This window comes from Bacillus sp. FSL R5-0659, from assembly GCF_038008785.1.
In the GTDB taxonomy this organism is placed as follows: domain Bacteria; phylum Bacillota; class Bacilli; order Bacillales; family Bacillaceae; genus Bacillus; species Bacillus safensis.
Genome location: NZ_JBBOZU010000001.1, coordinates 1781899 through 1800672 on the forward strand (window position 1 = coordinate 1781899; position 18774 = coordinate 1800672).

An 18774-nucleotide genomic window follows, 5' to 3' on the forward strand; every position below is an offset into this window, starting at 1 on the left:
CTTCATTCAAAACGGCCCCATTTTTCTTAAGGTGCTTTATACAGATAAGCGATTCATCTTCAAGTTCCTTCACTTTGCAAAGGTATTAGAAATCTTAATCATGACAATCAATATTATATATTTTACTTAATGGCAAACTTTCGGTAAAGTTCAAATTGAACCTATATATATAATTCCTATCGAATTAATCTATGTTTATATTCCTTGTGAGGTGGATATCGTTGCAACTTCATGTATTGAACAGTCCGTTTAGTCAGCAGCAGGCAGAACTGCTTAATCAGCTGCTTCCGACTTTAACAGATCAGCAAAAAATTTGGCTTACCGGTTATTTATCAGCACAGGCAGCTTTAACCGGATTAGAAAATACTGCCCAAACCCCTTCTCCTTCTGCTGAAGCACCAGCGCAGCCTGTCAGCAAAGATGTGACCGTGCTTTATGGCTCGCAAACAGGCAATTCTGAAGGGTTAGCAAAAAAGACAGCGCAGCATCTTGAAGAGAAAGGTTTTCAAGTGACGCTCTCTTCTATGTCAGATTTTAAACCAAATAGTCTGAAAAAAATAAACAATTTACTGATCATTGTGAGCACACATGGTGAGGGAGATCCGCCTGATAATGCCCTTTCTTTCCATGAATATGTTCACGGCAGACGTGCACCAAAGCTCGATCATTTAAGCTTTTCTGTCCTTTCACTTGGCGACAGCTCTTACGAATTCTTCTGTCAAACAGGTAAAGAATTTGATGAGCGTTTAAAAGAGCTTGGCGGAACGCGTCTTGTCGATCGAGTGGACTGTGACCTTGATTATGATGAGCCGTTTTCTGAATGGCTTCAAGGGGTGGCATCTTCACTTAGTGAAGGCGGAGCCGTAGCAACCCAGCAGGAATCAGCAGGAGTAAACACTCAAACCGCTGCATCTGAATACTCAAGAACAAATCCTTTTTATGCTGAAGTGCTTGAAAATATCAACCTAAATGGCCGCGGCTCTAACAAAGAAACACGTCATTTGGAGCTTTCTCTTGAAGGATCAGGACTTGTTTATGAGCCAGGTGACAGCCTTGGTATTTATCCAACAAATGATCCTGCGCTTGTTGATGAACTGATCACAACATGCGGATGGAATGCAGAGGAAACCGTCACCGTTCATAAAAACGGCGACACGCTTCCTTTAAAAGAAGCACTCACCTCTCATTTTGAGATTACCGTATTAACAAAATCTCTTCTTCAAAAGATGTCGTCCTTTACAAAAAGCGAAGCCTTGCAGGCCCTTTTAGAAGAAGGAAGCGAAGAAAAATTAAAAGCGTATATAGCAGGAAGAGATTTAGTAGATGCTGCTCGTGATTTCGGTCCTTTTGCAGGAACAGCGGCAGACTTCGCTGCGATTTTAAGAAAAATTCCTGCACGCCTTTATTCCATTGCAAGCAGCCTTAAAGCAAATGAAGAAGAAGTTCATTTGACGATCGGTGCAGTGAGATATGATGCTCACGGAAGAGAACGTCAAGGTGTCTGCTCAATCTTATGTGCGGAGCGCTTAGAGCCAGGTGATAAGCTGCCTGTTTATATCCAGCACAATCAAAACTTTAAGCTTCCTGAAAACCATGATGCACCGATCATTATGGTGGGACCAGGCACAGGTATCGCCCCTTTCCGTTCATTTATGCAGGAGCGTGAGGAAGTCGGTGCAGATGGAAAGTCATGGTTGTTCTTCGGTGATCAGCACTTTGTGACGGATTTCTTATATCAAACCGAATGGCAAAAGTGGTTAAAAGATGGTGTGTTAACGAAAATGGATGTGGCTTTTTCAAGAGATTCAGAGGAAAAAGTATATGTCCAGCACCAAATGAAGAAACAAAGTAAAGAATTATTCGAATGGCTGGAACAAGGTGCCTATGTATATGTCTGCGGAGATGAAAAACATATGGCGCATGATGTTCATGATACCCTTCTATCAATCATCCAAGAAGAAGGTGCGATGAGCAAAGAGAAAGCAGAAAGCTATCTAGCCAACTTGCAGCAGCAAAAACGCTATCAGCGTGACGTATATTGATTGAATGCTTGAGAGAAAGGAGCTTTTACTTACATGGTGAAGACAGCATTAACAGCGCCGGATGGACCTCCGAGCGACGTAGAAGAAATCAAAGAAAAAAGTGATTATTTACGGGGTACATTAAAAGAAGTGATGCTTGATCCGATTTCAGCGGGTATTCCTGATGATGACAACCGCCTGATGAAGCATCACGGCAGTTATTTACAGGATGATCGTGACCTGAGAAATGAACGGCAAAAACAAAAGCTTGAGCCTGCCTATCAATTTATGCTGCGCGTCCGCCTCCCTGGCGGAATCGCCACATCCAAGCAGTGGCTAGTGATGGATGAGCTTGCTCACAAATACGGAAATGGAACGTTAAAGCTGACAACGCGCGAAACCTTTCAGCTTCACGGTATTTTAAAATGGAACATGAAAAAGACCATTCAAGACATCCACTCTACTATGCTTGATACAATCGCTGCTTGCGGCGATGTGAACCGTAATGTCATGTGTACGTCAAATCCCTATCAATCAGAAGTACACCATGACGTATACGAGCTCGCCAAAAAATTAAGTGATGACCTGCTTCCGCAAACAAGAGCATATCATGAAATTTGGCTTGATGAGGAAAAAGTAGCGGCTACGCCTGATACAGAGGTTGAGCCGATGTATGGTCCGCTTTATCTGCCAAGAAAATTCAAGATTGGTGTGGCGGTCCCTCCTGCTAACGATATCGATGTCTTTTCGCAGGATTTAGGCTTCATTGCGATTATTGAAAATGATCAATTAGTCGGCTTTAATGTCGCGATTGGCGGCGGAATGGGCATGACGCATGGTGATACAGCGACCTATCCTCAGCTTGCAAAAGTGATTGGCTTTTGTACACCGGAACAAGTTGTAGAGATTGCCAAACAAGTGATCACTATTCAACGTGACTACGGAAACCGTTCGGTGAGAAAAAATGCCCGCTTTAAATATACAGTGGACCGTCTCGGTCTTGAGAATGTAAAAGAAGAGCTTGAACGCCGCCTAGGGTTTACCCTTTTAGACGCAAGAGATTACCACTTTGATCATAACGGTGACCGCTATGGCTGGGTAAAAGGCATCAATGGCAGATGGCATTATACGATGTTTGTAGAAGGCGGCCGCATCACGGATTACGATGACTACCCGCTGATGACAGGCATTCGTGAAATCGCAAAGATTCATACAGGTGACTTCCGCTTAACAGCGAATCAAAATTTAATGATTGGAAATGTCACAACGCATAAAAAGAAACAAATCGAGCAGCTCATTCAGGAGTTCGGTTTATCAGCTGGCCAGCAGCACTCGGCACTGCGCCGCAGTTCAATGGCTTGTGTTTCTCTTCCAACATGTGGTTTAGCAATGGCAGAAGCAGAACGCTACCTCCCGCGCTTAATTGACAAAATTGAAGAGATTGTCGAAGAAAACGGCTTAAGTGATAAAGAAATCACGATTCGTATGACTGGATGTCCAAATGGATGCGCCCGTCATGCACTAGGTGAAATTGGCTTTATCGGGAAATCACCTGGCAAATACAATATGTATCTTGGCGCTGCTTTCGATGGCAGCAGATTAAGTAAACTGTACCGAGAAAATGTTGGAGAAGAAGACATTTTAAACGAGCTTGGCTCTCTTCTCCCCCGCTATGCAAAAGAACGTGAAGAGGATGAACATTTCGGTGATTTTGTGATTCGGGCAGGAATTGTAAAAGCAACAACAGATGGCACGAATTTTCATGTGCAATAAAAAAGACAGGGATCTCTCCTGTCTTTTTTTTATATACTTTGTTTCCTTTTCAAGTATTCGCAAATGCATTTGTAGACATTCGGATTATCTAAAGAAGATAGATCTGGTGAAGGCTGCTGCTCATACGCGCCTTTTAATAAACGCCGGACGATTTTTCCGTTTCTTGTTTTCGGTAAAGCTGAAATGAGATGAATTTCCTTTGGAGTGAGCGCTTTCCCCGCATATGAACCAACATGAGTTTTAAGCTCTGAAATGAGTGCTGCTTCTTCGAAAGACTGTAATCTGGCTACGACGAAACAAACAAGTGCTTCTCCCTTCACCTCATCCTTGACTCCAATCACAGCAGCCTCATGTACGGCTGGATGCCCGACAAGAATGGATTCAATTTCAGCTGGACCGACGCGTTTTCCTGCTGTATTAATGACATCATCTGATCTGCCCGTGATATGGAATGCGCCATCCTCTGATTGCATCACCCAATCACCGTGTGTCCACACCCCATCAAATCGTTTGAAATATGTGTCTTCATATCGCTCCGGATCTTTCCAAAATCCACATGTCATACCGACCCATGGCTTTTTCACAACAAGCTCCCCTACCTCATTCATCATGCGCTGTCCTGCCTCATTAAACACATCTGCCGCCATTCCTAAGATTGCCGCATTAAAAAGGATCGGTTTGATTGGACGAAGCAGCGTACTTCCTACAATACCGCCAGAAACCTCTGTTCCCCCTGAGTAATTTAAGATCGGAATATGCTTTTGACCAATTGTGTCAAAAAGCCATTGCCATGGTGCTTCATTCCACGGTTCACCTGTAGAAATGATGGCTTTGACATGCGGCAGCTCAATGTCTGCAAGGTTTTGCTGCATCGCAGATCGAACAAAAGTAGGTGAAAGTCCAAAATGGGTGACTTTTTGCTCGTGGATGAATGACCAAAGGTGCTGTTCATTTGGATAATCGGGGGCGCCGTCATATAAAACAATTGCAGCTCCATTGATCAAACCGCCAAAGACGAGAAATGGCCCCATCATCCATCCCATGTCTGTGAGCCAAAACAAGCGGTCTCCTTTTGCAACATCCATACAAAGACCAGCATCAAAAGCCGCTTTTACAGGAAAGCCTGCATGGGTATGAACAGCCCCTTTTGGTGTACCGGTTGTTCCAGACGTGTATAAGATCATAAGAGGATCTTGATTTGAAAGATAAGTCGTTTCACTCATTGGTTCTTCTTTTAACAAATCGTTTAGCTTCATGTCCTCTTTATATCCAGTAGGAGAGGAAGCGTGTACAATGACTGTTTTGACGGTCTTGGTTTTGTCGATCGCTTCTGCCGCACATTCACGCATGTTGATCGTCTTTCCCCGGCGCGTCATGCTAGAGCCTGTGACGACAATGGTTGCACCCGATGCACGAATACGTACGGCAAGAGGCTCGCTTCCATAGCCAGAAAAAACTGGGCTAAAGATGACACCAATCTTTGCAAAGGCAAGCATGACGGCAGCCGTTTCCGGAAGCATCGGCATATAAATGACCGCCACATCCCCTTTTTGAATTCCCTTCTTCAAAAAACCAGCAGCGAGACGATTGACCTTTTCCTGAAGTTCGAGAAACGTCCATCTTCTTTCTTCTCCCGCTTCATTTCTCCAAATCACGGCTGGTTGATGCTGGGTTTCTTCATCTTCTGCCCATTTGTCAACAGCCGTTTCGACCACGTTGAGCCGGCCGCCTTTAAACCAATTGGGCCACATGAATGAATCTTGGCCTAAAACGGCTTCATACGGCTCCTTCCACACGGTGCCGACCGCCTTTTCAGCTTCTCTCCAAAACCAATCGGTACGCTCGATACTAGCTTGATAGAACGCATCGTAAGTAGAAAAACCAAGTGAATGCATCCATTTGTAAAGACGTGTTTGTTTCATCATCTGCTCTTCGGGAATCCACGCTGGTTTTTGGTTCATCATGAGGCCGCCCCCCTTTAGACCGGATAAACCGGGTGTTTTCGTCTTGTAAATGTCATCTCTTTTGAGGTATAGGCTTGTAATCTATGACAAAGCTCATCTCGCAAATGGTCAAATGGGATGACACCATCGACAATCATTTCTGAGGCAAGCTCATATATATTCATATCTTCCTGGTATTCCTTGCGTTTCTCTTGTATAAATGCCGCCCTCTCTTCTACAGGCAGTTCAGCAATTTTATTCGCATAGACAGCATTTACAGCGGCTTCTGGCCCCATGACAGCAATTTGTGCTGATGGAAGTGCGAGACAGCAGTCCGGTTCAAAGGCTGGTCCTGCCATTGCATATAAACCTGCACCATATGCTTTACGAACAATGACGGATATTTTCGGAACGGTTGCCTCTGACATGGCGGAGATCATTTTCGCCCCATGCCTAATAATGCCTGCTTGTTCCACTTTTGTTCCGATCATAAACCCCGGTATATCCGCAAGAAAAAGGAGTGGAATATGAAAGGCGTCACATAGCTGAATAAACTTGGCGGCTTTGTCAGCCGAGTCATGGAATAATACGCCGCCTTTTACCCTAGGCTGGTTGGCAATAAGACCAACAGGCTGACCATTCATACGGCCAAATCCTGTGATCAGCTCTGCGGCAAATAGCTTTTTAATTTCAAAAAATGATCCTTCATCAATGAGTAAATCAATAAGCTGATACATATCAAAAGGGGTATTCTGCCCTTTAGGGATGAGATCTTGAATGGTAATCTCTGATGGTTTAGGTGCTTTTGCGGCTGTTCGTTTTGGTTTTTCTGTATAATTGGCAGGCATGTAAGTTAAATAGGTGCGAGCGATTTGAATGGCTTCTTCTTCTGTTTTTGCTAAAATATCGCCGCATCCAGAAATGCTGCAATGCATTTTCGCCCCGCCCATTTCTTCAAGTGATACTTTCTCTCCAATCACCATTTCGGCCATTCGCGGTGAGCCTAAATACATTGAGGCATTCCCTTCGACCATGACGACGATGTCACAAAAAGCAGGAATGTAAGCACCTCCGGCTGCAGAAGGACCAAATAGTAAACAAATTTGCGGAATACGTCCAGATAGCTTTACCTGGTTATAAAAAATGCGGCCTGCACCTCTTCTGCCTGGAAACATGGCGATTTGATCGGTGATTCTAGCACCCGCAGAGTCGACTAAATACAGCATCGGACAGTTGAGTTTTTCGGCTGTTTCTTGGATTCTAATGATTTTTTCTACCGTTTTGACGCCCCATGATCCTGCTTTGACGGTAGAATCATTTGCCATGACGCAAACCGTCTGCCCATTCATCCGCCCCGTCCCTGTGACAACACCATCTGCTGGTAAATGTGCATCTTGACACTCGGCAAACATGGCATCCTCAATGAAAGAATCCTCATCCAATAACAACTGAAGGCGGTCACGGACGAACAATTTTCCTTTTTCTTTGTTTTTTTGATGGTATCGCTCGGCCCCGCCTTTCAGAATCTGCTGTTTTTTGAGTTCATAATCTTCAATCATACCCATTCCCCTTTCTTGCTACCTGCCTCTGTATTGAGGCGTGCGTTTTTCTTGGAAGGCTTGAAGACCTTCCGTTCGATCTTCTGTATCAATGAGCCGTAGATAGGCTTCGTATTCCTTCGTTAGACCTGTATGCAAATCGTGATCAAGGCTTGAATGAATCGCTTGCTTCGCTTCTTTTAAGGCAAGCGGACCATTTTTGATGATTTGTTTTGCAAGAGAGATAGCATCGTTCATAAGAGAATCTGCTACAGAAATATGCTCAATCAGCCCGATTTGAATGGCTTCTTCTGCTTGTAATGATGCGCCTGTGAAAATAAGTTCTTTTGCTTTACCGAGTCCAATGAGGCGCGGAAGCCGCTGCGTCCCTCCGGCTCCTGGTATGATAGCTAGTCCTGTTTCCGGCAGGCCGAGTCTGGCTCCGGCTCGTGCGATGCGGAGATCACAAGCGAGCGCGAGCTCAAGTCCTCCACCAAGTGCGTGTCCGTTCATCACTGCAATGACAGGTACAGGAATGGATTCAATCTCCATAAAGGTTTGCTGAATTGCAAGAACAGCGCCTTTTGCTTCTGCTTCTGTCATCAATCGTCGTTCTTTTAAATCTGCACCAGCGCAAAAGACTTTTGAACCGGCTCCTGTAATGAGCAGACAGCGGATGCTTTCATCGTGTTTGATTTCTTGAATGATTTGATTGATCTCCTCGAGCATTGTAGAGGATAGGGAATTCGCTTGTTCTGGCCTGTTTAAGGTCATAATGCCGATCTGTTCATCTTGTATTGAAAAATGGACCAATGATGTCATGTTATTCATCCTTTATGAAGTAGTCTGAGAGTGAAAAGCGCGTAAACAGTGACTAGGCAGGGTTCGGTCTACTTTTGCTTCAATCCATTCTGCCGCTTGAATTAATGCAGGAAGGTGAATATTTGTCTCAATTCCTAGTTTATGAAGCATATGCACCACATCTTCTGTCGCCACGTTTCCGCTGGAGCCAGGTGCATAGGGACATCCGCCAAGCCCCCCGCTGGAGGAGTCAAATATCGTGATTCCGGCTTTTAATGCCGTATAAATATTGGCAAGAGCCATCCCCTTCGTATCATGAAAATGAAGAGCGATTTTATCAGCAGGAAAACGTTCAAGTAAAATGTCTAAGCGCCTTTCTACTTGTAGCGGATGGGCTTCACCGATGGTGTCACCGAGCGATATTTCATCAATGCCATAAGAAAGCAAAATATCCGTTAATCGCAGGACTTGATCCATTGGTACTTGTTTTTCATACGGGCAGCCAAACACGGTGGAAATATACGCGCGTGTCCTTTTTCCTGCTGCTTTTAAATCATCTGTCATTTGTTTGATGACAGGAAGTGTTTCGTGGATGGATTGATTCATATTTTTCTTGTTATGTGTTTCACTCGAAGAGATAAACATAGCGCCTGTGTCAAGATTAGCTTCAAAAAAATGAGCTAAGCCTTTTTCATTGGGAATGAGTGCTGCATAGGTGATGTCGTCTTTTTGGTTTAAGGATTGGGTGAGTTCTTTGGCATCTTTTAAGGCTGGAACCCATTTAGGATGAACAAATGATGTGACTTCAATATAAGGGAGCTGGGCTGCTGCGAGCAGATCTATCCACGTTCGCTTCTCGCTTGTGTCCAGCCAGACTGCTTCATTTTGCAGTCCGTCCCGCGGGCCGACCTCCCTGATAAGCACACTCTTTGGTAATGCCATCTGGCTCCCTCCTATTCTGTTAGTTCTAAAAGAACCTCTCCTTCATCGACAAATTCCCCCTCTGCTTTATGCACTTTGCGGATGATCCCGGCCTCTTCAGCAACGATCGGAATTTCCATTTTCATTGATTCTAAGATGGCAACCTCCTGTCCTTTTTGCACTTCATCGCCTTGTTTCACAAGAAGCTTCCACAAGTTTCCGGCCATTTGAATCGTGACAGTTTTCATGAACGGTTTCCCTCCCTTTTTTTCATGAGAAAATCGGTTGTGATGCTGCCTTGTAAGAAAGCAGAAGATCCGGCCATTTCCCTTAAAAGCGGTAAGTTGGTTTTGATCCCTTCTATTTCATATGCTTGTAATGCCCCTTTTAATCGTTCTATTGCAAGTTTTCGTGTATCACCGTAAACGATCATTTTCGCAATCATTGGATCGTAAAAAGGGGTTATAATGCTTCCCTTTGTCACACTTGACTCATGACGGATATACGGAGCTTCAGGCGTAGAAAGCCGAGTGATCGTTCCTGGTGAAGGATAAAAGGTGACGGGATCTTCCGCATAAATTCTAACCTCGATGGCATGCCCGATTTGATGAATATCCTCCTGATTAAAGGAAAGCGGCTCACATGCAGCGATTTTCAGCTGCTCCTCAACAAGGTCAATACCTGTAATTTCTTCTGTGACAGGGTGCTCTACTTGTAATCTTGTGTTCATTTCTAGGAAATAAAATTGTTGATGCTGATCGACTAAGCATTCAATCGTCCCTGCATTTTCATACCCAATCGCTTTGGCTGCTTTGACGGCCATCTCCCCCATCTGACGTCTCACCGGTTCATCGAGACAGGCGGCTGGTGCTTCTTCAATGATTTTTTGATGTCTCCGCTGGAGTGAACAGTCGCGCTCAAATAAGTGAACCCCATGACCGAAGGAATCAAAAAGGACCTGGATTTCAATGTGCCGCGCGTTTTCAATGACCTTTTCCATATACAGCGTCCCATCGTTGAAAAAGCTTTGTGCTCTTTTTTGATTCCCTTCAAAAGCCCTGTACAGCTCATCGTCATTTTGCACGAGCTGCATACCAATTCCTCCACCCCCGCTTGATGCCTTGAGCATGATCGGATAACCGAGTGACTGCGCTTGACTCACTCCTTCTTCTGCATCATGCAGCGGAGCTGAAACGCCTGGTACAATGGGGATCCCTGCTTGAGCCATCGTTTTTCTTGCTTCAATTTTATTCCCCATTCGCTGAATGACTTGTGCGGATGGCCCAATAAAGGCAATACCTTCGCTGCGACAGCGTTCTGCAAAGGCCGCATTTTCTGATAAGAGGCCATATCCTGGGTGAATAGCATCTGTATTTGTCTGCTTGGCTACCCTAATGATGGCTTCCATGTTTAAATAGCTTTCAGATACTTTCGCGCCTCCAATCAGATAGGCGCTGTCTGCTTCTTGCACATGAAGTGCATGCTGATCTGCTTCTGAATAAACGGCAACGGTGTGGATCCCGAGCCTTTTACATGTTCGAATAATTCGCCTAGCAATTTCGCCTCGATTGGCAATCAGTACTTTTTGAAACATCGCTGCCTTCACTCCTTTATTAGATCAAGCGCCTGTTTTTTCAGACGAAATTTTTGAATCTTCCCTGATGCGGTCATCGGATACTCGTCAGTGATGAAAAAATATTTAGGAATTTTGTAGCGCGCCATTTGCGACTGACAATAGCTGGTGAGTGTCTCAATCGTCACCGTTCTGCCTTGCTTAAGCCGAAGGAATGCGGCGGCTTCTTCTCCATACGTCTCGTCAGGTATACCAACAACCTGTGCATCAAGAATGTCCGGATGAGTATAAAGAACGTCCTCAATCTCTTTTGGGTATACATTCTCCCCGCCTCTAATGATCATATCTTTCAGCCGTCCTGTGATTTTCACATAGCCGTCCTCATCCATCTCTGCTAAATCTCCCGTATGAAGCCAGCCGTCCTCATCAATCACTTCATTTGTGGCTTCTTCATTTTTATAGTAGCCTTTCATCACATGATAGCCTCTTGTACACAGCTCGCCTTGTTCTCCTCTTGGTACTTCCTCCGGCGTGCCTGGAACGGTGATTTTCACTTCGATGTGAGGAAGCGCCGGGCCGACGGTTTGAACCCGTCTTTCAAATGAATCATCCGTTCTTGTTTGGGTAATGACAGGAGAGCTTTCAGTCTGTCCGTAGGCAATCGTGAGCTCCTTCAGTCCCATTTGTTCAATGACGGCTTTCATCACATGGGATGGGCAAAGAGATCCTGCCATAATGCCCGTTCGTAATGTGGACAGATCGTATTGGTGAAAATTCGGATGGTCAAGCTCTGCAATGAACATTGTCGGGACGCCGTGAAGTACGGTGCACTTCTCTTTTTCCACGGTTTGAAGGACTCGCTCTGGGTGGAAGGATTCAACCGGAATAATCGTTCCTCCTTTTGTGAGGCAAGCAAGCACGCCAAGAACGGATCCAAAGCAATGAAAGAAAGGAACGGGGATACACATTCGATCCTTTTGGGTGAGCTTCATACAATCTGCGATTTGGCTGGCATTGCAGACGATGTTTGTATGGCTGAGCATGACTCCTTTTGGATAGCCGGTTGTGCCTGAAGTATATTGCATATTAATGACGTCATCTGGCGCAAGCTCATCCATTCGTTTCTCCCACTCGTGATCCTCAGTTCTTTTAGCAGCAGCTTGAATACTGTTCCAGCTGTGCATGCCTTTTGGCGTGTGCTCGCCAATATAGACGACACTTTTTAAATAAGGAAAAGATGAGGAGGTGATCTCGCCTTGATGAGCGTTTTGAAGCTCTGGTATGAGTTCTTCCAGCATTTTGACATAGGATGTCTCTTTAAAGCCGTCCACGATAAACAGCATGCAGCTATCAGAATGCTTGAGTAAATAGGCGAGTTCCTGTGCTTGAAAATTCGTATTTACGGTGACAAGAACGGCTCCGATCGACGCGCAGGCAAATTGCAGCATGAGCCATTCAGGTACATTGGGCGCCATGATGGCGATATGATCCCCTTTTTGAACCCCTAATGCCATAAGACCTTTCCCTGTTTCCTTGACTTCTCGATAAAACGCTTCATATGAATAACGTAATGAACGTTCTGGATACACAATGGCTTCATGTGCTGGATGCTGCTCCCTTCTCTCTTTTAAAAGGGAGCCGATTGTCTGTGGATGAATCGACATGATGGCTTTCCTCCTCCATTGATAGTAAGCGTTTTCATTATCGGATTACGCTAACAGTTGTCTTGCGATGACTAGACGCTGAATTTCAGAGGTCCCTTCTCCAATTTCCATGAGCTTTGCATCTCTCACTAGCCGTTCTACACCACATTCTTTCATATAGCCTGTTCCTCCGTGAATTTGGACAGCATCAAGGCTTGCTTTTGTCGCCATTTCAGAAGCGAAAAGTTTGGCATAAGCAGCTTCTTTTGTAAACGGCTTGCCGTGATCTTTCAGCCAAGCGGCTTTCCAAACCATTTGTCTCGCGAGTTCTATTTGCATCGCCATATCTGCCAGCTTAAACTGAATGGCTTGGAAGGAAGAAAGGGTTTGCCCAAATTGCTTTCTTTCCTTTGCATGCGAGAGCGAAGCATCGAGTGCAGCTTGTGCAATGCCAACTGATAACGCAGCAATTGAAATACGTCCTCCGTCTAATGTATATAAAAATTGCTTAAAGCCTTTCGCTGGGTCTCCTAAAATATTCTGGGCTGGTACACGTACACCGTCTAAAATGATTTCTGCTGTATCTGACCCACGCACGCCCATTTTGTCATATGGATTTGTAATGGACAGCCCTTTTTGCCCTTTCTCCACAATGAAGGCGGAGATGATCGGGCGGCCGTGTTCATCATGATCCGTGACAGCGGTGACAATAATGGTTCTGGCAAAATTGGCGTTTGTGATCCAGCACTTCTCCCCGTTGATGACATATTCTTGTCCGTCTTTGACTGCTTTTGTTTTCGTCCCTTTTGCATCTGATCCTGCGTTTGGTTCTGTTAAACCGAAGGAACCAAGTGCTGTCCCAGAAGCCAGCGGGACAAGGTGGTCCATCTTTTGGTCCTCTGTACCGAAGTAATAAAGCGGGCTTGCGCCTAAGGATACGGCTGCGGCATAGCTAAGACCTGTACTGGCACACTGTTTTCCGATTTCTTCTACAGCGAGTGCATACGATATCGTATCTCCTCCTGAGCCTCCGTATTTCTCTGGAAAGGGGATGCCCATAAAGCCGAGCTCCCCCATTTTTTGAAACGTTTTGGCTGGGAATACGGCCTGTTCATCAATCGTTTGAGCGTGTGGTGCAATTTCTGCTTTGGCAAAATCTTTGACCATCTGGCGGATCATTTGTTGTTCTTTCGTTAATTCAAAATCCATCTTGCTTCCCCCTTTGTCTCTTTTCTATCATATTTATTAATCAAGCAGCTGCTTCATGCCAAGCTTGATTGAATTCAGAAAATTAAAACAAGAATAATAGAAAAAAAGCATGAACGAAGAAAATCCTCATTCATGCTTTTTTCGTTATTTTACTATTTTTGTAGAAGGCTTGCTTTCGTGATGAAGACGATTAAGAGCCGTAATCTTATAAGTATCAATCGTCTTTTGATTGATTGGTAGGTCTTTAATCGTTGTGATGGCGCCTTTTTCTTTTCTAACTGTTTGCAGCAATTCATATGTTCCTTTATTTGTCAATCGATAGACTGCATAATAGGATACGGTAGAATGTGGATCATTTTTGATTTGCAAAGCCGCACCATCCGCTGTCTTTTTCACAGATTGAATGATTGGTTTTTTAGGCGCTTTCTGATGAAGCCAAGGCATTTCTGGAATGAGAGCTGGTTTGCGGTATGACTCTTCTATCAATCGATCCTTTACATTCAAAGGGTTGCGATTGAGATCCTTTAAGCTGAAATGCATGCTTCCCTGCACGAGCTGTGACTGCCTGTTCAGCTCAATCTGCCTAAAATATTCTTCCGGGTCAGACCAAGCAGGATCACTGTTTTGATTAATTTTATACGCCGCCTGACCAATATACAGGTGAACCGGCTCCCCTTTCACCTCATTTGACCACCATTTCGTCAGCACGTCATAAGCGGCAGCTTGAAAACCGATGCTCCAGTAAATTTGCGGAGTGACATAATCAATATCGTGCTGCTGAATCCACTCTCTTGTATCAGCATACAAATCATCGTAGTTGGTCATTCCAGCAGTGGTGTTTGAACCAGTCGGGTCATCTTTTATGTTGCGCCATACCCCGAATGGACTAATACCAAATTTCACATACGGCTTTTCTTTCTTAATGGTGTCATTGATCTGTTTCACCAGCTGATTCACATTATCTCTTCGCCAATCTTCTATATGTGTAAAAGCTTTTTTTCCATATGTTTCATATGTTTCTTGATCTGGAAACGGCACACCGGCTATTTTATTTGGGTAAAAATAATCATCCATATGCACTGCATCAATATCGTAGTTTTTCACAACCTCTTCTATGCCGAGGGCAATGAAGTCCTGAGCTTCAGGGATGCCAGGGTTGTAATATAGCTGATTACCGTAGGCAATGGTCCATTCAGGATGTTGTCTTGCAGGGTGATCAGCTGATAAACGGCTGAGATCAGTATGATTCATCGTGATTCGGTAAGGATTAAACCAAGCATGAAATTCAAGGCCGCGTTTATGAGCTTCTTCTATCATAAACTCAAGCGGATCATACCCAGGATCTTTCCCTTGCGTTCCAGTCAAATACTCTGACCACGGCCCGTATGCTGAAGGATAAAAAGCATCTGCTGTTGGTTTAATTTGCATAATGACGGCATTCATATTCATCGCTTTGATCTCGTCTAACAAACGAATGAACTCTTTTTTCTGCTCTGCTACGGGCAGCCCCTTCTTTGAGGGCCAATCTAAGTTATAAACCGACGCAATCCATACCGCGCGCATTTCTCTTGTGCTCTCAAGCTTCCCTTTTGGCACTGGACGAGCTGCTAGACTGCTAGAAGGAATCAATAAGAATACAAACATTAACATCAGTGTTAGAACTGTCATACTGATCTTTTTCAGCATGTTTTGCATCACCTCATATTCAGTTTATTCCGCTTTTTGTGATGGAATGCCAGCAGATGGTGTAAGCAGAATGTTTTTCATTTGATTGAGCTGAGCTTCAGGGACTTTGCAGGCTTCAATTAAATACCGCTCTACACTCCCGTATGTCTCCAGCATTTCGTGCAGCACATCTTCAAGATAATCTTGCTGCACACCGACAAGCGGCTGAATTTGTTCTTTTGATACCCGGTATAAACTCATCCATCGGACAAATCGTTCCTGCCTTCTGACAAGCATTTGCACGCCTTCATTGGACCGCATGTATTCACTTAAAACGACAGTCGGCGGTACACCTGCTGTTAACTGAATCAGGGCAGATAAAAAACCTGTACGGTCTTTGCCGCTCGTGCAGTGAAGCATCAGCGGATAATGGCTTTGATTTGAAAGCAGTGTGAACAGCTGCCGAATCTCTTCTTTACGCTCAGTGAGCATGCTTTGATATAAATCTTTCATGATCGGTGTAAATGAGAGAGACTTCCCTTCTGTTACCAGCATACGAAACATGGTCCATTTACTCGGCATCTTACTGTCAGGCTGCATCGGAATATGGACGATTTTGTCGTGTTCCTTGATCTTTGGTGGATGTGATTTACGTTCTGAGGTTGTACGGAGGTCGCAAACGGTTTGAATTCCGAGTGTTGAGAATATCTCGATGTCTTGTTTCGTCAATCGAGATAAGTCTGCGGATCGATAAATCATTCCCTCTTTGATCACCATCCCCTCTGTTGTTTGAAGTCCCCCTACTTCTCTAAAATTCGCAAGCTTTGAAAATGGGTTGTTTGATTGATTCATAGAAGTGAAAGTCCTTTCTGGTTTCGTTCTTTTTTCTATCATACGCTTTTATATCAAAGGAGAAAAGAGAATCAATTGACCTAATCCATGTAAGAGAATTTATTGGTATAATGGAAAAAGGACATTCGGATTGATTGGAGATATGAAGCATGATAAAAACAAAACGGATTCAGCAAATTAAAGAGTATGTGTTTGACCGGGAATCTGCTTCACTTGATGAGCTTGTGGCGCATTTTGGTGTCTCAAAAAACACGATACGCCGAGATGTACAGGCATTGGTCGAGTCTGGCGTGCTCAAAAAAGTGTATGGCGGAGTGGCTGTGAACCACTCAACGTTAGTGGTGTATCAAGAGCGAAAGACCCGTCAGCTCAGTAAAAAGCAATTGATCGGTCAGGCGGCTGCCGCATTTGTGGAAAATGGAGATATGATTTTTGTTGATTCTGGTACGACAACGCTTGAGATGCTCCCCTATTTGACTGAGAAACAAGTGACCGTTGTGACCAATAATGTAGATTTCATTACACAGGCGATGCCTTATGAAAATCTCACCATCTTTTCTACTGGCGGGATGCTTGAAAGAAAAACAAATTCTTTCGTAGGCTATCAAAGTGTAGAGCGCTTAAAAGCTTACAATGTGAATAAAGCCTTTATCGCATCAACTGGTTTATCTATTGATCACGGCGTCACGAATTCGTCCCCGCTTGAAACCGATATTAAAAAGACGCTCGTTCAAAAAAGTGCCAAAACGTTTTTATTAGTGGATGATAGCAAATTCGATCATTACGCCTTGACCACGTTTTGTGATTTGCACGAGATTGATGTCATCGTGACCAATCAGGAGCCACATGAACATTATCTTCAATATGGAAAAGAGCATGATGTGCGGTTTGTCACGCCTTCTTCAAATGAATAGATCAAAAAAACGGCTCAGGAATTTGAGCCGTTTTTTGATTCATTGATTTCAAGCTGCATGACCATACGGAATAAAAATCGGTACACGGCCGAGATAACGTCAATGAAAGCCGTATCTTCGTGGATGTCCTCAAGCTCAAGAAGCTGTAAATTCACATCAAATAAGCCATCTTGTCCATTAAATTGAAGCTGAGCACCATTTAATGGCGATAGCAAGTCCTTTAAAATATTCGTGTCTTTCTTAGGACGTTTGAAACCGAATAACACGGTATACGTTTGAAACACTTCGTCCCATTCAATGGCCAAGCCATCTACTTTCACGACATCAAACCACTTTGATTCGATATAAATAAATTCTTTTTGATGTTTTTTCACATATGTAAGCGGTGTGTTTAGAAATGAGGCGTCTTCTGTTTGAATCATGTCCTCTGATTCCTTGTCTACACGCTCTATATATACATCGCCAAAGCGTGCTTCTTCTTTTATCCTCGCCCCTTCTAAAGGCCAATTGCGGCTCGCCGCTTCATCATATTCGAAGTCTGTCAGCGCTTGTCCTTCTTTCAGTAAATCTTGTAAGCGATTTTGCAGTGACATGGCTATGTCTCCTTTCTTCTCCTTCATGTGCGTTTATTATTTTAGCATAACTCAGGAAAAGAAAGATATGTCCTAGCATATGATGGTATGATAGTGTCAAAAGAAACATCTCGGAGGGGTACATTTTGCTCACAATGACACTGGCAGAAAAGATCGTAGACGAAGTGAAAAAGGTGCTGACTGAGGAAATCATCATCGCACAAACGAACGGCACCATCATTGCAGCAACAGATCCAGCGCGCATTGGACAATTTCATGAAGGAGCGTATCTGACATCTTTTGAAGGACAGAAACGAATTCTCACAAAGGATGACCAGCACCACATGAAAGGCGTCAAAGCTGGCATCAATCTGCCTATTTATTTTAAGCAGGAGGTCATCGGAGTCATTGGGATGACAGGAGATCCTGTACATGTGTCTCCTTTTGGCGAAATATTAAGAAAAATGACCGAGCTGCTCATTCATGAACATGAATTTTTTCAAGAAACCGAAACGGATGAACGTCAGCTCGAAGCGTTTGTATTCGACTGGCTTCATTTGCCAGAGACAGCGATTGATCTCACTGAAAAAGCATCGCGGCTTCAGCTTGATATCAACAAGGAGCGTGCGGTTGTCCTGATCGATTGTCAGGATGAATCGTTTATGAAACAAAATCAATACAAAGAATTAAAGGAAACGCTGCATCTCACTAGTCAGGAGATCATCGTCCGCTGGGGGCATGCCCGCTTTTTGCTTATGCTGCAAACAACAGCAGATGATCGTAAAACACTGCAGAAGCGCCTATTTCACATCCATGCCTCCCTTACGGCGCAGAGCACGCCAGGGGTTTTGATTGGGGCGGGAAAACCAGCAGCTGCTCATTTGATGAAGCAATCCTTTCAACAAGCCTTTCGTGCATTAAAAATGGCACATGCTGATACGCCGATTGTATTTGATGAAGATTTAACGCTTGAACTTTTTATGGAGGAAGTGAGTCAGGAAACAAAGGAAGTGTTTCTTGATCGAACGATCGCCCCTCTTCTCCCCTATCCTGAATTAGTGAAAACATTGCGGGTACTCATGACATCAGATTGCTCATTAAAATATACCGCAGAAGCAATGCATGTTCATATCAATACACTACATTACAGGCTAAAACGAATCCAAGATTTAACGACACTTGATCCAAAGCGCATGCAAGATGCAATGCTTTTTTATTTAGCCTTCATGCTTTTAGATCATGATCCAAAAAAACGAAGCGAACAGCCCGATATTTTGTAGAATCGTCCATAGGCATGAGGCGATTCTTTTTTTATACTGAAAGAAACGATACGTCTAATCAGTAGGAGT

15 protein-coding genes are annotated in these 18774 nt (G+C 44.0%); 4 read left to right on the top strand and 11 right to left on the bottom strand.

What is annotated here, in order from left to right; all coding sequences use genetic code 11:
- The first annotated feature begins 221 nt into the window (after positions 1-221).
- Both NSQ72_RS09000 and cysI read left to right on the top strand, forming a co-directional pair.
- Entirely contained in the window at positions 222-2042 is a 1821-nt protein-coding gene (locus NSQ72_RS09000) for an assimilatory sulfite reductase (NADPH) flavoprotein subunit (protein ID WP_341083852.1), read from the top strand.
- 33 nt (positions 2043-2075) lie between these two features.
- A complete protein-coding gene (cysI, locus tag NSQ72_RS09005; RefSeq protein ID WP_059377376.1) occupies positions 2076-3794 on the top strand; it encodes an assimilatory sulfite reductase (NADPH) hemoprotein subunit in 1719 nt (572 codons plus the stop codon).
- A gap of 29 nt (positions 3795-3823) precedes the next feature.
- On the opposite strand, the gene NSQ72_RS09010 is transcribed toward cysI, so the two are convergent.
- The 10 genes from NSQ72_RS09010 to NSQ72_RS09055 all read right to left on the bottom strand — a co-directional run bounded on the left by NSQ72_RS09010 (position 3824) and on the right by NSQ72_RS09055 (position 15939).
- A complete protein-coding gene (locus NSQ72_RS09010; protein ID WP_341083855.1) occupies positions 3824-5758 on the bottom strand; it encodes an AMP-binding protein in 1935 nt (644 codons plus the stop codon).
- A 14-nt stretch (positions 5759-5772) separates the two neighbouring features.
- Positions 5773-7296: an acyl-CoA carboxylase subunit beta gene (locus NSQ72_RS09015; protein ID WP_251180819.1), complete on the bottom strand. Its 1524-nt coding sequence runs from the start codon at positions 7294-7296 to the stop codon at positions 5773-5775.
- A gap of 18 nt (positions 7297-7314) precedes the next feature.
- A complete protein-coding gene (locus tag NSQ72_RS09020; protein WP_341083860.1) occupies positions 7315-8097 on the bottom strand; it encodes an enoyl-CoA hydratase in 783 nt (260 codons plus the stop codon).
- A 12-nt stretch (positions 8098-8109) separates the two neighbouring features.
- On the bottom strand, positions 8110-9018 hold the full coding sequence (locus NSQ72_RS09025; protein WP_341083862.1) for a hydroxymethylglutaryl-CoA lyase: 909 nt from the start codon (positions 9016-9018) through the stop codon (positions 8110-8112).
- A gap of 11 nt (positions 9019-9029) precedes the next feature.
- The gene (locus NSQ72_RS09030) at positions 9030-9245 is read right to left on the bottom strand and encodes an acetyl-CoA carboxylase biotin carboxyl carrier protein subunit (protein ID WP_039179120.1); all 216 of its coding nucleotides are present in this window, start codon (positions 9243-9245) and stop codon (positions 9030-9032) included.
- The gene (locus NSQ72_RS09035) at positions 9242-10591 is read right to left on the bottom strand and encodes an acetyl-CoA carboxylase biotin carboxylase subunit (RefSeq protein WP_144495934.1); all 1350 of its coding nucleotides are present in this window, start codon (positions 10589-10591) and stop codon (positions 9242-9244) included. Before NSQ72_RS09035 ends, NSQ72_RS09030 begins: the two co-directional genes overlap by 4 nt.
- An 8-nt stretch (positions 10592-10599) precedes the next feature.
- The gene (locus NSQ72_RS09040) at positions 10600-12234 is read right to left on the bottom strand and encodes an AMP-binding protein (RefSeq protein ID WP_341083864.1); all 1635 of its coding nucleotides are present in this window, start codon (positions 12232-12234) and stop codon (positions 10600-10602) included.
- Positions 12235-12279: 45 nt separating this feature from the next.
- A complete protein-coding gene (locus NSQ72_RS09045; protein ID WP_064498554.1) occupies positions 12280-13422 on the bottom strand; it encodes an acyl-CoA dehydrogenase family protein in 1143 nt (380 codons plus the stop codon).
- 144 nt (positions 13423-13566) lie between these two features.
- A complete protein-coding gene (locus NSQ72_RS09050) occupies positions 13567-15108 on the bottom strand; it encodes a glycoside hydrolase family 10 protein (protein ID WP_064498555.1) in 1542 nt (513 codons plus the stop codon).
- A gap of 24 nt (positions 15109-15132) precedes the next feature.
- Complete coding sequence (locus NSQ72_RS09055) at positions 15133-15939, bottom strand: tyrosine-protein phosphatase (RefSeq protein ID WP_341083865.1); 807 nt, start codon at positions 15937-15939, stop codon at positions 15133-15135.
- Between the two features lie 149 nt (positions 15940-16088).
- Here NSQ72_RS09055 and NSQ72_RS09060 point away from each other — a divergent pair, with 149 nt between their 5' ends.
- Complete coding sequence (locus NSQ72_RS09060; protein ID WP_064498557.1) at positions 16089-16853, top strand: DeoR family transcriptional regulator; 765 nt, start codon at positions 16089-16091, stop codon at positions 16851-16853.
- A 14-nt stretch (positions 16854-16867) separates the two neighbouring features.
- On the opposite strand, the gene NSQ72_RS09065 is transcribed toward NSQ72_RS09060, so the two are convergent.
- Entirely contained in the window at positions 16868-17446 is a 579-nt protein-coding gene (locus tag NSQ72_RS09065) for a hypothetical protein (protein ID WP_059377399.1), read from the bottom strand.
- A 125-nt stretch (positions 17447-17571) separates the two neighbouring features.
- Here NSQ72_RS09065 and NSQ72_RS09070 point away from each other — a divergent pair, with 125 nt between their 5' ends.
- Positions 17572-18705, top strand: coding sequence for a CdaR family transcriptional regulator (locus tag NSQ72_RS09070; protein WP_323133065.1), 1134 nt, complete (start codon positions 17572-17574; stop codon positions 18703-18705).
- Positions 18706-18774: the final 69 nt, after the last annotated feature.